This is a genomic window from Streptomyces sp. NPDC044571 (assembly GCF_040647115.1).
Classification (GTDB): domain Bacteria; phylum Actinomycetota; class Actinomycetes; order Streptomycetales; family Streptomycetaceae; genus Streptomyces.
The window spans coordinates 1-12,139 of sequence record NZ_JBEZBN010000021.1 but is presented as its reverse complement, the minus strand read 5'-3'; the positions used below and the strand labels follow the sequence as shown (position 1 = coordinate 12,139).

Sequence of the window (12,139 nt, the reverse complement as noted above, 5' to 3'; positions counted from 1 at the left end):
GCGGTCTGCGGCAGACCTCCGGGTTTGCCGCTCCGCGCAGGCTCCTAGCATGCACACATGGTTGCCAGTGATGCCCAGCAGTCCGAGTCAGGACGGGAAGCAGTGTCCCGAGACGACGCCGAAGCCGGTCGTGTTCGTTCCGCACCAACGGTTGGAGGAGGCGAGGACTCCCACCCCGTTGTCGACCTGGTCGAGCGAGCGGCCGCTCTGGTGGAGCCGATCAAGCCGAAGCTACGAGGCTGGCTTCATGCAGGGATGGTCCCCGCATCGCTGGCCGCGGGCATCGTCCTCATCTGCCTGGCAGGGACGCCGCAGGCCGCTCTGGCCTGCAGCGTGTACTCCGTCACCGCCTGGCTGCTGTTCGGGACGAGTGCCGTCTACCACCTCGGCACCTGGGGGCCACTCGGCGAGGCCGTTCTGCGCCGCCTCGACCACGCCAACATCTTCCTGATCATCGCAGGCACCTGCACCCCGCTGGCCGTGCTCCTTCTCCCCCCTCACCAGAGGTCTGTCCTCCTGTGGATCGTGTGGACGGGCGCGCTGGCGGGAATCACCTTCCGCGTCCTGTGGGTCGGAGCTCCCCGCTGGCTGTACACCCCCTGCTACCTGGCGCTGGGCTGGGCACCGGTGCGTTACCTGTCCGAGTTCCTGCACAGTGGCGGTGTGGCCGTACTCGCCTTGATCGTGACCGGCGGCCTCCTCTACAGCGCTGGCGCGGTTGTCTACGCCCTCCAGCGCCCCGACCCCTCACCCCGCTGGTTCGGCTACCACGAGGTGTTCCACGCCTTGACCGTGGCAGCCTTCACCGCGCACTACATCGCCATCTTCCTCGTCGCCTACTGACCACGACGATGTCCTGCTGCGCGCACGCCCGGTTGCGCGGGGCCGACGCGTTGCCGGTCGGCTTCGGGTCACTGCCGTCATAGGTTTCGCCCACTGGGTGAGGAGGTCATCGGCACCGGGCACACGGCCGATCCTTGGGGCTGCCGAAGCGCAGCTCAGGGAGCAACCCAGGGGCGGACTGCTGTCCTGGGCGCGGGGGAAGTCGGTCGTCGCAACGAGCCGTCCATGGGGCACCTTGGCCTGCCCTGGCATCCGCTCCCACCGCCGCCCGCGATGAGCCGCCCCGCCCGGGCCAACCGTGTGTGCCTCATCGACGGCCAGAACAATGGTCGAGACCGTCGCAGCACACCGGAAACGGTGTCCTGGAGGATGGAAGAATCGTTTTGACGAACGTGACGGACGATCATTGGACGGGTTCGAGGGCGAGCGCACCGTCCGGCAGCGGCAAGCGCAGAGGGGTTGGCCGTCTCCCGGAACTGGCATACCGAAGGCCTCTCCGTAGCCCGGTACATGCCCGCGGCCGGACTCCCGGAGAAGTCCCGGACCAGGGCACACCGCTGTACACGCGGCTCACCGAAGAATGGGCTGTCCGCGGCTCCACCGTTCCCTGCCGGCCCGATTCGCTGTGGCGGCGTCTGGCCTCTCGCGACGGCCTCGGGCGCGAAAAGGAAATCACCTTGCGCCAGCTCCACCGGGCGGGGGAGCTCCACCCCGTGGAAGGCGCAGCCGAGTCGGTTCAGCCGGAGGCACTCACGTGATCCACGCTTCTCTGGTGTGCCGGGGCTGCTCCGGCACCCTCTACGCCGTCTCCGCCATCTGCGCCCCCGCCGCACCCTTGCCGACCTGGGAAGTCGACCATGACCACACCCAGGCCTCCTGCCCCTTGCGCCCTTTCCTGCCACTGGAAGGGGAGGCCGCCCACGTCCACGAACTCCCCGACGCCGATCACGTCCTGACCGGGCCCCACGTGAAGCCGCAGAGGCAGCTTCACGTGCCGGACTCGGTGCCCGCCGGTGGGTGGTGAAGGTCAGGCCGGGTTGATGTTCTCGGCCTGGGGGCCCTTCTGGCCCTGGGTGACGTCGAACGTGACGGTCTGACCTTCCTGGAGCTCGCGGAAGCCCGAGGAGTTGATCGCGGAGTAGTGGGCGAAGACGTCCGGGCCGCCGCCGTCCTGGGCGATGAAGCCGAAGCCCTTCTCCGCGTTGAACCACTTCACAGTTCCCGTAGCCATGTCATGCCTTCCAGTCGATGAACGCCTCCCACGACGTGCGGAAGGCGGAGGTGATCGCCCTGGTTCCTGCGGCACAGCACAGCAAAGCGCCCACGCCGAAGGCGTGGGCAAAGGGGAACTTCCGAACCACGACAGCTGACGCAGACGCTACACGCCCGCAACGGGCTGTCACCAGAGGAAACGAGCACGTGTCACGACCCCGACACATGCGGGTGGGCGTGCCCGCCGAGAGCAGCGGGCGCGCCTGCCTCAGGCCGCCGTCCGTGTACGCGCCTTGGCCGCTGCGCGACGGTACTCGGCATTGACGCGCTGCGCTTCCTTGAGCCGGACTTCGAGCAGCACGATCCGGCAGGCCGCCTCCACGGGGGTGCCGTGGTCGACGAGTTCGCGGGCGCGGGCTGCGATGCGCAGCTGGTGGCGGGAGTAGCGGCGGTGCCCGCCGGCGGATCGGAGCGGGGTGATCAGGCGCGCCTCGCCGAGAGCGCGGAGGAAGGCGGGGGTCGTGCCGAGCATCTCGGCGGCCCGGCCCATCGTGTAGGCGGGGTAGTGGTCGTCGTCGAGACGGCCGGCCGAATCGTCTGCTGTCATCGCACCTCACTGCGAAACAGGTGGAGGAAACGGGTGAGAACGCGTGGAGGGGCCCTGGTACGTACAGCACCAGGGCCCCGAAGGAACTGCTACACCATCTGCCGGCCCTAGTCCTGCGCCGGCCTTCTGTGTCCGCCGACCCGGCCAAGATGCTGCCGGGAGTGCGGGGATCGCGGTTGCTTGACCGGAGACCACCTCACTATCGATGTCCTGCGGTTCCCGGGCTCAGACTTCCGCCCGGGCGATCCTGATGGTGCTCTGCTCCTCCGTTCTTCCCTCGGTGATCAACTGCTTACCCAACGGGAGAGACTGCTCACTGCGGGGTACTGCACTCACTGCTGTACTGCTGGAACTGCGTTTACTGCATTACTGCTTGCACTACTGGTACTGCTGGTGGCCTCTCCCGGCGCCACTCTTCGGCAGCCAGCCCCGTTGCCCATCCTGCATCTGCTCTGGCTTAGAACCCCACTGCCGAACTTCCCGGTGCGCGCGCCCGCAGCCGACGCCTTCACCGAGGTGCTGCTCACTGACTTCACTGCTGGTACTGCGAACTGCGCTTACTACGAGTACTGCCACTGCGTTGACTGCGGTACTGCTTGTGGCGGCCCCTGATCACTGCGGGCCACCCGGTCCGGTGGTCAGTCCCGTCGCCGTCCTGCAACCGCTCTGGCTTCGGAACTCCACCACCGCACCGTCCTGCGAACTGCAACTGCGGGTACTGCGCCCGGCAGTTCGTCTCTGCCGGGCCCTGCTGTTTCTCTGGGCTACGAGAGAAACCATAACCACGCCACAGCTCAATGTCTACTCCGGCCGACATAGATTTTCCGGCGCGTTGAGGACAGCTAGACGTTCGTGGTCGGCCCAGCATGCCGTGAGCGGCCTGCGCTGCAGGTCAGGCGCTCGGAAGGGCCACAGCCGAAGGCGTGACGGATCCGGGCCTCGCCGATTGGCGTCGTACTCTGGCGCCTCTTCGACACGCTCTTGGAGACCGGAGCCGGGTTGGCGCGGGGAGGGTCGGGCACAGGGACCAGGTAGGCAAGGTCGGGCGCGCACGATCCAGAGACCAGGGTGACCCTGATGAACACGATGGCTGAGAGCGTCGCAACGATTCGTTCCGCGGCGGTTGTTGCAGATGCGCGCGATGCGGCGCGAGCCTTCGTGGATCGTCTGCGGCAACCGGCGATGGCCGCAGAAGCCGCGGACACCGTGGTCTTGGTCGTGTCCGAGCTCGTCACGAACGCCCTGCGCCATGGCGGAGGGACCTGCACCTTGGAACTGACGGCTCACGCGGAGGGCATTGAGGTGGCCGTCCACGATCCCAGCCCGCACGCGCCGCGTATGCGCACCCCTGACATGGACGGTGGCACCGGGGGGTTCGGCTGGCCCCTGGTCAACAGACTCGCCCGAGCGACCGCGGTCACCCGTCGGGCCTCCGGCGGGAAGACGGTGCCTGCGTGCCCTTCTCGCCTGGTAGCGCGACCGCTGGAGCGGGCGGAAAGGCCGGTGAATAGAATCGGCTCTCATGTCGAAGCCTGACCAGCTGCTCGTTGATGTCGCCACCCTGGTGGAGTCCGGGCAGAGCAACCAGATGTCCCTGACCGTGGTCACCAGCGGTGCTGTCATCACCGGTCGGCTGGCCCCCGAAGCCGTGTGGAGGCAGCGGGTGTCGGAGGTCCTGACGGACTCGGCCCGCCTGGCCGAGTTCTCCGGCATCTTCACCGCCACGACCCGCCGGGACGGGCCGCCAACCCATCTGCACTTCCATGTGGCCCGCATCCTGCAGGGCACGGTGGGGATCCCGGAGACAGGTGGGATGTATCGAGTCTCGATCGCGGATGTCAGTGCCTGGACCGTGGGCGACTTCAGCTACTCCGACCACTGACCCTGCGCCGCGTAGAGAAGCCGTCGGTACGCAGGAGGGCCCGACCGGCACGTGCCGGTCGGGCCCTCGTCGCTGTGTCCGTGTCGGCTCGCGCCGGTCCCGTCGGTCAGACGGTAACGGGGTGCCCGAGCATCGCGGATGCCTGCTGGAGCGGGCTGAGGACACGCGTGGGTGCTGCGGCCGTGGGAAGGCCGCGGCAGGTGAAGCCGAGCTGGGTCATGGCGCGGAGGACCTCGCCGGCGCTGAAGTCGCGGCGGTCCTGGCGGGTGATGACCTGGCCGACCTGCTTGACGGGGTAGGTGCGGCGGCCGATGATCACTGACTCGCCGATGACCTGCTCGGGCTTGATGCCCTTCATCGATTCCAGGACACCGCTTTTGGTCAGGTCGAACGGGAAACGGGCGATGACACAGCGCATGGATGCCTCACAGGGTGAAGGGGGAACGGTCCGACCACGGTGCGGTGGTTCAGCGGCTGAGGGCGAGGACGCCCAGGGCGCTGCCTTGTTCGTCCACGACGGGCAGGGCGGTGAGCCTGCGGTACCGCATCGCGTGGTCGGCCTCGGCCATCGTCGTCATGGGCGAGGTGAACGGCCCGCGGTCGCCGAGGACATCGCGCAGACGGGTCCGGTCCGTGTACGCCGCGCTGTCGCGGACGGTGGTGAGCTGGGCGTGGGTGACCAGCCCGGTGCACAGGCCGTCCTCGTCGCAGACGAGCAGATGGTCCGCGCGGGCGCCGGCCATGACGGCCAGGGCCACCTCGACGGTCATGTCGTCGCAAACCTGTGGACCGGCCGCTTCCATGGCGTCGTCCACCGTCCGGTGGACGAGGTCGGTATGGGCATCGGCATGCGCCGGGCGGGGCTGCATCTGGACCAGCGTCAAAAGGTGCCTCCTGCAGAAGTGGGTCAGTGTCCTGATCACGTGGTTCTCAGGCTGCCGCGTCGAAGGCGGTCTGTCGCAGGCTCGCGCGCCGGGCAGCCGAAGCGGGCCTGCGCCGACCGCGGGAGGCCGTGCTGCGCTTGGGGCGCTCGGACGCCGGTGCGGTGATGGTGACCGGGATGCCGGAGGGTGCCTGGGCGCCGGTGATGCGGTTCAGGGCCTCGTCGCCCGAGCGGACCTGGGTGGTCTGCGGGGTGATGCCCGCGGCCTGCATCAGGCGGGCCATCTCGCGGCGCTGGTTGGGGGTGACGAGGGTGACGACGCTGCCGGACTCGCCGGCGCGGGCGGTACGGCCGCCGCGGTGCAGGTAGTCCTTGGGGTCGGTCGGCGGGTCGACGTTGACGACGAGGTCCAGGTTGTCGACGTGGATGCCGCGCGCCGCCACGTTGGTGGCGACCAGCACGGTGACGTGGCCGGTCTTGAACTGGGCCAGGGTCCGGGTCCGCTGCGGCTGGGACTTCCCGCCGTGCAAGGCCGCGGCGCGGACCCCGCTGTCGAGGAGGTCCTGGGTGAGGCGGTCCACGGCGTGCTTGGTGTCCAGGAACATGATCACCCGGCCGTCGCGGGCCGCGATCTCCGTCGTCGTCCGCTGCTTGTCGGTGCCGTGGACGTGCAGGACGTGGTGCTCCATCGTGGTCACCGCGCCCTGCGAGGGGTCGACGGAGTGCACGACCGGGTCGGTCAGGTAGCGGCGGACCAGCAGGTCGACGTTGCGGTCGAGAGTGGCGGAGAACAGCATCCGCTGGCCCTCGGGACGTACCTGGTCGAGGAGGGCGGTGACCTGCGGCATGAAGCCCATGTCGGCCATCTGGTCGGCCTCGTCGAGGACGGTGACGGCGACCTGGTTCAGGCGGCAGTCACCGCGGTCGATGAGGTCCTTGAGGCGGCCGGGCGTGGCGACGACCACTTCGGCTCCGGCGCGCAGCGCACCGGCCTGGCGGTGGATCGGCATGCCGCCGACCACGGTGGCCAGGCGCAGCTTGACCGCCCGGGCGTAGGGGGTGAGCGCGGCGGTGACCTGCTGGGCGAGCTCTCGCGTCGGTACGAGGATCAGCGCGAGCGGCTGACCCGACTCGGCGCTCTGGCCGGCCGTACGGGCCAGCAGCGCGAGGCCGAAGGCCAGGGTCTTGCCGGAACCGGTACGGCCGCGGCCGAGGACGTCGCGGCCCGCGAGCGTGTTGGGCAGCGTCGCGGCCTGGATCGGGAACGGTGTGGCCATGCCCTCACGGGTGAGCGTGGTGAGCAGCTGGGCCGGCATGTCGAGGTCGGCGAAGGCCTCGACGGCGGGCAGCGCGGGGGTGATCGTCTTCGGCGGTGCGAACTCGCCCTGGATCGCGGCGGGTCGGCGGCCGTAGCCGCCCGAGCGGCTCGGGCCTCCGGAACGGCTCGGGGCTCCGCTTCGGCTCGGGGTCGACGAGCCGAAGCGGCTGCCCCGCCCCGAACCGGAGCCGGTGCCGAAAGCGGGGCCGCCGGTGCGGCCGCGGGTGCGAGAAGAGCGCTCGTTCGTACGTGTGGGGTTCATGCGGAACCTTCCTTGATACGGCACGTATCAAGGAATTCCCGCAGCGTAGGAGCGGCGCACGGAATTGCGAGAACGGGCCGAATGGCATGCGATAGCGGATCTGGCGGACAGGAATCTGTTCGGGCTCAGACGCTGAAATAAGGTGGCGTCATGTGGACGCGGCAACCAAGAAACGAAATCCGGTGCAGCTCCGAGAGGGCCAGTCGGCCGGATCTCTCAATGCTTACTGCCGCGGGTGAAACGCACCGCGGGCAATGCATGCAGCTGGGGCCCGCACCCCGAGGGATGCGGGCCCCAGCTGCAGAATGCGTGTCAGCGTCAGGCGGGAACGATGTTCTCGGCCGTCGGGCCCTTCTGGCCCTGCGCGATGTCGAAGGTGACCTTCTGGCCCTCGTTCAGCTCGCGGAAGCCCTGGGCGGCGATGTTCGAGTAGTGGGCGAACACGTCAGCGCCGCCACCGTCCTGCTCGATGAAGCCGAAACCCTTTTCCGCGTTGAACCACTTGACGGTACCAGCAGCCATGTCATATCTCCTTTGGGGCAATACATCAACGTCTGCACTGTGCAGACGCCGTGTCGCCGCGATGATGCCCCGCCCGGAAATTGACCGGGAAATACAAAGCGCTTCCTGCCGGCCCGAAGCCCGACTGGAGGCGCTTGAAGTTCTTGGGTACCAAAACTGCAACCGAGATCGACAGTAGCACGCTACGGCGGCTTGTGTGGGTTGAATATTTCCGGCTGCCGTGTGGCGGTAGAAACTCTCTCCGCGGGATCCGTTAAATTCTTAGGTCGCGGTGACAGATATTGATTCACCCCGAGCGCAGCGTTTCAAGTGCTCGCCGTCGGCTGCAGGATGCGGCAGCGAGGTCATCGCGGCGGTGAGGTCCTGTACGACAACGAACGCGAAGTCGCTGACCTGGGGCTTTGTCATGGAGCGGATGACGGGAATCGAACCCGCGCCATGAGCTTGGGAATCTACGGCGCGCACCGTGTTCATAGGGCTTCTGACCTGCGGGGACCTACCCTTCGAAGCGCCTTCCGGGTCCTCTCTGCGCCCCGGTTCCGACCGCTGTTGACCGTCCTTGTGGGCACGGTTGGGGCACGTCCCTCATGGCGGCGCCTCACGGAGGCGTGAGGGCGCGGATCGACTGCGAGTCGCCGCCGGCAGGGCCGCTGACGCCTGGAATGGCTCCCGCACTCGGCCTCAGGGAGAGGATGATCAGCAGAGCGAACGCGGTGAGGGCGGTGAGCGTGCGCAGGTTGTTGAAGAGTTCCCAGCGCCGCAGGATCTCCGCGTGATCGATCGGTGCCGAGGTGAGCGCCCATTCCTTGATCCGGCCGTTGATCGGCACATTGCCGAGCCGGGTTATCAGGAACGAAGCGAGGGTCAGCAGACCTGCCGTACCCGAGATCAGCCGGGCGCGGCCGCGTGTCAGGGTCGCGAGAGTGAGGGAGCTCAGCGTCGACACGGCCATCGCGGCCTGCATGGTGATGCCGTTCATTTTCATCAGCTCGGCGTGGAAGGACAGGCGCATGTCGAGCGGTACCGCGTTGAAGGTGGGGACGAGGTTGGCCGCACCGTAGCCGAATGCGCCGGCGAGGAGACCGGTGGCGAGCAGGGCGAGCCCCTGGAGGAGTCGGATGCGCACGTTCGTCATGCCTTCGCGGCGAGGAAGCGATCGGCCGGTTCGCCGCGTAGGTGCCCTGGGGGGAGCCGCCGGCCGTAGGCGAGCAGGAGGAGATCCTGTGCGGCCCCGGACAGGGCCGATCCGGTGCCGAAGGACCAGTCGAGGTCATCGGCGCGGAGTTCGATACCGCCCAGGTCTGCTCCGAAGAACTTGAGGGTCCTGGCGTCGATGCTTTCGAGGAGGATGCGCACGCGCTCCTCGGGAACCCGGCGGCCGAGGCCCAGCGCGACGGTGATGTCCAGGCCGTGGACCACGTCGTGGCCCAGGGCCGCCTCGATCCCCCCGACCGGCGGCTTCCAGGGATGATCCACGTTGTCACCGAGGAAGGCGGCGAGCTCGCGCGTCGAATGGGCGGCCGCGTCCTTGTGGGCGCATCGGTCGGTCATCCGGTGGAGGCTGCCTCGCGCGTTGATCAGTTCTCGCGCCATCTTTGGGAGCGAGTACCGGAACCCCATCGTCATGTGGGCCGCGGCCTCCCGTACCCGCCAACCTCCGCACAGGCTCGGAGCATCCCACTCCTCGGCAGACAAGCCTTCCAGTACGGCTGCCGGCTCCCGGCGTTCGGCTGTGATCGCGGCTTTGGTGTCTGCTGCCGGGCTCCGGTGCGTCGTGTTCCCCATGGCCTCAAGGCTCTCGGCAGCCCCGCCATAAGTCCAAGACTTTGAATGTCTCGCAACTAGAATGATCAGTTATGGACATTCGGCAGCTGCGGTACTTCGTCACGGTCGCGGAGGAAGCCAACTTCACTCGCGCCGCCGCCCGTCTGCACCTGGCGCAGCCGGGGGTGAGTGCCCAAGTCCGCCAGCTCGAAAAGGAACTCGGGCAGCCGCTGCTCGACCGCTCCAGCCGGTCGGTGACCCTGACGGAGGTGGGCGAGGCCGTACTGCCGTACGCGCGGGCCGCGCTCGCCGCTGTGGAGGCGGTACGGCGGACCGCGGACGAGTTCACCGGATTGCTGCGCGGACACGTCACCCTCGGCCTCGTCTCGGGCGCAGCCGCGGCAGCCCACGAGTTCGACCTGGCCGCCATCCTGGCCGGCTTCCACGAGGACCACCCCCAGGTCGAGATCGCCCTGACCGAGGACACCTCGGAACGGATGCTCACCGCACTGAATCGCGGGGAGCTCGACATCGCCGTGATCGGACTCGCGGACGAGCAACCCCCGCCGGGCATCTCCGTCCAGGTCCTGGTCGACGAATCCCTGGTCGCAGGCGTCGCCCTGGACGATCCGGCCCTCGCACCCCCGGACCGTACGAGCATTCCGCTGTCTGAGCTCCGTGATCGCCCGCTGATCAGCCTGCCGCGTGGCACAGGGCTGCGCGGGGTACTCGACCGCGCGTGCACGCAGGCCGGGTTCCGGCCCCGCATCGCCTTCGAGGCAGCCGCTCCGCTGTTCCTCGCACAGCTCGCTGCCCGCGGCCTCGGCGTGGCGGTGCTTCCGGCCCTCCCCGCCGGCTCGGCGTCAGCCCTCGGGCTGCGGACGCTGGAGATCACCGAGCCGCCGCTGCGCGGCCGGGTCGCTCTGGCCTGGCGGACGGACGCCCCCTCCAGCCCCGCCGCCACCGTCCTCCTGAACCTGTTGCGTACCACCCTCAGTCCAACCTGACCGGCGGCGAAGGCGGTTATGGCACGCGCATGGCACGGGTCCACGAGGAGGTCTGGGCAACACAAAAGCCCCGGGTCGCTGACCTGGGGCTTTGCTGTGGAGCGGATGACGGGAATCGAACCCGCGCTATAAGCTTGGGAAGCTCATGTTCTACCATTAAACTACATCCGCGCAGGGTTCCAGTTGCCCGGAGCCCTATCGTTGGACACTCTACCCCAAGATCGACCCCCGGTGAATCGGCCGCGGGGTCGTTGTCGTGTGTGGGGGGCACCGGGGGTCGTGGGGGCGGGAGTTGGGGCGTAACGTACCGGTGCGGGTGCCGATGGAGTGGCGGCTGGAGACGGATCCTGAACATCCCCTAATGTGGCGATTCGTCGCAGTACAGCTGGTTGGGGAAAGGGACTCGATGGAGCACACCGTCGTCCGTTGTGCCGAAGGGCACGTTTTCAGCACCGCCTCGTTCCCGCTGCAGCACCTCGGTGCCGGCCGGATCGGTCCCGGACGGCTGCTGCGGTGTCCGCGGTGCGCGCGGCTGAGGCATGCCGTGCCCGTGGGCGGGGCGGCCAAGCGGTAGCGGAAGGCGATCAGGGCGCGCGGGGTCCGCTCTCGATTGGGGGTGGCCCGCGCGCCTGCGTATCCTCGGGACGTGCTTCTCTCAGACAAAGACATCCGGGCCGAGATCGACAGCGGACGGGTTCGCATCGACCCGTTCGAGGAATCGATGGTGCAGCCCTCCAGCATCGATGTGCGCCTCGACCGGTTCTTCCGTGTGTTCGAGAACCACCGCTACGCCCACATCGACCCCGCCATCGAGCAGCCCGACCTGACGCGGCTCGTCGAGCCCGAGGGCGACGAGGCGTTCATTCTGCATCCGGGCGAGTTCGTGCTCGCCTCCACGTACGAGGTCATCTCGCTGCCCGAGGACATCGCCTCCAGACTGGAGGGGAAGTCCAGCCTGGGCCGTCTGGGCCTGGTGACGCATTCGACCGCCGGCTTCATCGACCCCGGTTTCTCGGGGCACGTGACCCTGGAGCTGTCGAACCTCGCCACGCTGCCGATCAAGCTCTGGCCGGGCATGAAGATCGGGCAGTTGTGCATGTTCCGGCTCAGCTCGCCTGCCGAGTTCCCGTACGGGAGTGAGCGGTACGGATCGCGGTACCAGGGCCAGCGCGGGCCCACGGCCTCGCGTTCGTTCCAGAACTTCCACCGCACCCAGGTAAGGCACGAGGCATGAGTGACGTACGCGAGAGCCTGAACTACGAGGGCTTCGGGCGTGCCGTGCGCGAGCTGGCGCAGACCATCGCCGACGACGGCTACGAGCCCGACATCATCCTGAGCATCGCCCGGGGCGGGGTCTTCGTCGCGGGCGGGCTGGCGTATGCGCTGGACTGCAAGAACATCCACCTGGTGAACGTCGAGTTCTACACGGGCGTCGGCACCACGCTGGAGATGCCGGTCATGCTGGCGCCGGTCCCGGACGCGATCGACTTCTCCGACAAGAAGGTCCTCATCGCCGATGACGTGGCCGACACCGGCAAGACGCTGAAGCTCGTCCACGACTTCTGCCTGGGGACGGTCGCCGACGTCCGGTCCGCGGTGATCTACGAGAAGTCCCACTCGCTGGTGAAGTGCGAGTACGTCTGGAAGCGCACCGACGACTGGATCGAGTTCCCCTGGTCGGTCGAGCCGCCCGTCGTGAAGCGCGAGGGTCAGGTCCTCGACGCCTGACGGCGTGACGAACGAGCCCGCGCTCCAGCAGCTCCGCGTTGAGCGAGCGGGCCGCCGCGATGGACTCCGGGGTGTGGGCACCGTCGGGCGCGAAGGTCATCACCTCGGTGG

The 12,139-nt window shown here is 68.2% G+C and carries 13 protein-coding genes, 1 tRNA gene and 1 pseudogene; 6 read left to right on the top strand and 9 right to left on the bottom strand.

The features are described from left to right. The first annotated feature begins 57 nt into the window (after positions 1 to 57). Positions 58 to 843, top strand: coding sequence for a hemolysin III family protein (locus AB0B01_RS13735; protein ID WP_361717160.1), 786 nt, complete (start codon positions 58 to 60; stop codon positions 841 to 843). A 1,027-nt stretch (positions 844 to 1,870) separates the two neighbouring features. Here the strand turns inward: AB0B01_RS13735 and AB0B01_RS13730 are convergent. Both AB0B01_RS13730 and AB0B01_RS13725 read right to left on the bottom strand, forming a co-directional pair. After that, positions 1,871 to 2,074 carry a cold-shock protein gene (locus tag AB0B01_RS13730; RefSeq protein ID WP_030224583.1) on the bottom strand — a complete coding sequence of 68 codons (204 nt, stop codon included), beginning with the start codon at positions 2,072 to 2,074 and terminating at the stop codon, positions 1,871 to 1,873. 249 nt (positions 2,075 to 2,323) lie between these two features. Continuing rightward, a complete protein-coding gene (locus AB0B01_RS13725; RefSeq protein ID WP_361717157.1) occupies positions 2,324 to 2,662 on the bottom strand; it encodes a MerR family transcriptional regulator in 339 nt (112 codons plus the stop codon). Positions 2,663 to 3,739: 1,077 nt separating this feature from the next. Here AB0B01_RS13725 and AB0B01_RS13720 point away from each other — a divergent pair. Next, positions 3,740 to 4,129, top strand: a pseudogene (locus AB0B01_RS13720) (ATP-binding protein); the annotation flags it as partial. A 55-nt stretch (positions 4,130 to 4,184) separates the two neighbouring features. Beyond that, positions 4,185 to 4,544: a hypothetical protein gene (locus AB0B01_RS13715; protein ID WP_361717154.1), complete on the top strand. Its 360-nt coding sequence runs from the start codon at positions 4,185 to 4,187 to the stop codon at positions 4,542 to 4,544. A 106-nt stretch (positions 4,545 to 4,650) separates the two neighbouring features. On the opposite strand, the gene AB0B01_RS13710 is transcribed toward AB0B01_RS13715, so the two are convergent. The 6 genes from AB0B01_RS13710 to AB0B01_RS13685 form a co-directional block, all read right to left on the bottom strand. Continuing rightward, complete coding sequence (locus AB0B01_RS13710) at positions 4,651 to 4,962, bottom strand: SCO5918 family protein (RefSeq protein ID WP_361717151.1); 312 nt, start codon at positions 4,960 to 4,962, stop codon at positions 4,651 to 4,653. 49 nt (positions 4,963 to 5,011) lie between these two features. Then, positions 5,012 to 5,428 (bottom strand): CBS domain-containing protein, encoded by a 417-nt coding sequence (locus AB0B01_RS13705; RefSeq protein WP_361717148.1) that lies wholly within the window; start codon positions 5,426 to 5,428, stop codon positions 5,012 to 5,014. 46 nt (positions 5,429 to 5,474) lie between these two features. Then, positions 5,475 to 7,007 (bottom strand): DEAD/DEAH box helicase, encoded by a 1,533-nt coding sequence (locus AB0B01_RS13700; RefSeq protein WP_361717145.1) that lies wholly within the window; start codon positions 7,005 to 7,007, stop codon positions 5,475 to 5,477. A 318-nt stretch (positions 7,008 to 7,325) separates the two neighbouring features. Next, entirely contained in the window at positions 7,326 to 7,529 is a 204-nt protein-coding gene (locus tag AB0B01_RS13695; RefSeq protein WP_008734853.1) for a cold-shock protein, read from the bottom strand. A gap of 598 nt (positions 7,530 to 8,127) precedes the next feature. Next, positions 8,128 to 8,655 (bottom strand): DUF1772 domain-containing protein, encoded by a 528-nt coding sequence (locus AB0B01_RS13690; protein WP_361717142.1) that lies wholly within the window; start codon positions 8,653 to 8,655, stop codon positions 8,128 to 8,130. A gap of 5 nt (positions 8,656 to 8,660) precedes the next feature. Continuing rightward, a complete protein-coding gene (locus AB0B01_RS13685) occupies positions 8,661 to 9,314 on the bottom strand; it encodes a maleylpyruvate isomerase family mycothiol-dependent enzyme (RefSeq protein WP_361717139.1) in 654 nt (217 codons plus the stop codon). 71 nt (positions 9,315 to 9,385) lie between these two features. On the opposite strand from AB0B01_RS13685, the gene AB0B01_RS13680 reads away from it, so the two are divergent. After that, entirely contained in the window at positions 9,386 to 10,300 is a 915-nt protein-coding gene (locus AB0B01_RS13680; RefSeq protein WP_361717136.1) for a LysR substrate-binding domain-containing protein, read from the top strand. 97 nt (positions 10,301 to 10,397) lie between these two features. Here AB0B01_RS13680 and AB0B01_RS13675 read toward each other — a convergent pair. Beyond that, positions 10,398 to 10,471 (bottom strand) — tRNA-Gly (locus AB0B01_RS13675). Between the two features lie 475 nt (positions 10,472 to 10,946). On the opposite strand from AB0B01_RS13675, the gene dcd reads away from it, so the two are divergent. Together dcd and AB0B01_RS13665 are read left to right on the top strand one after the other, a co-directional pair. Then, positions 10,947 to 11,534: a dCTP deaminase gene (gene dcd / locus AB0B01_RS13670; protein WP_356852054.1), complete on the top strand. Its 588-nt coding sequence runs from the start codon at positions 10,947 to 10,949 to the stop codon at positions 11,532 to 11,534. Next, positions 11,531 to 12,028, top strand: coding sequence for a phosphoribosyltransferase (locus AB0B01_RS13665; RefSeq protein ID WP_361717133.1), 498 nt, complete (start codon positions 11,531 to 11,533; stop codon positions 12,026 to 12,028). The genes dcd and AB0B01_RS13665 overlap by 4 nt, the downstream gene beginning before the upstream one ends. The last annotated feature ends 111 nt before the right edge of the window (positions 12,029 to 12,139 follow it).

Coding starts and splice junctions, on each gene's coding strand:
- AB0B01_RS13735 (WP_361717160.1), top strand. CDS start 58: ATGGTTGCCAGTGATGCCCAGCAGTCCGAGTCAGGACGGGAAGCAGTG.
- AB0B01_RS13730 (WP_030224583.1), bottom strand. CDS start 2,074: ATGGCTACGGGAACTGTGAAGTGGTTCAACGCGGAGAAGGGCTTCGGC.
- AB0B01_RS13725 (WP_361717157.1), bottom strand. CDS start 2,662: ATGACAGCAGACGATTCGGCCGGCCGTCTCGACGACGACCACTACCCC.
- AB0B01_RS13715 (WP_361717154.1), top strand. CDS start 4,185: ATGTCGAAGCCTGACCAGCTGCTCGTTGATGTCGCCACCCTGGTGGAG.
- AB0B01_RS13710 (WP_361717151.1), bottom strand. CDS start 4,962: ATGCGCTGTGTCATCGCCCGTTTCCCGTTCGACCTGACCAAAAGCGGT.
- AB0B01_RS13700 (WP_361717145.1), bottom strand. CDS start 7,007: ATGAACCCCACACGTACGAACGAGCGCTCTTCTCGCACCCGCGGCCGC.
- AB0B01_RS13695 (WP_008734853.1), bottom strand. CDS start 7,529: ATGGCTGCTGGTACCGTCAAGTGGTTCAACGCGGAAAAGGGTTTCGGC.
- AB0B01_RS13685 (WP_361717139.1), bottom strand. CDS start 9,314: ATGGGGAACACGACGCACCGGAGCCCGGCAGCAGACACCAAAGCCGCG.
- AB0B01_RS13680 (WP_361717136.1), top strand. CDS start 9,386: ATGGACATTCGGCAGCTGCGGTACTTCGTCACGGTCGCGGAGGAAGCC.
- AB0B01_RS13665 (WP_361717133.1), top strand. CDS start 11,531: ATGAGTGACGTACGCGAGAGCCTGAACTACGAGGGCTTCGGGCGTGCC.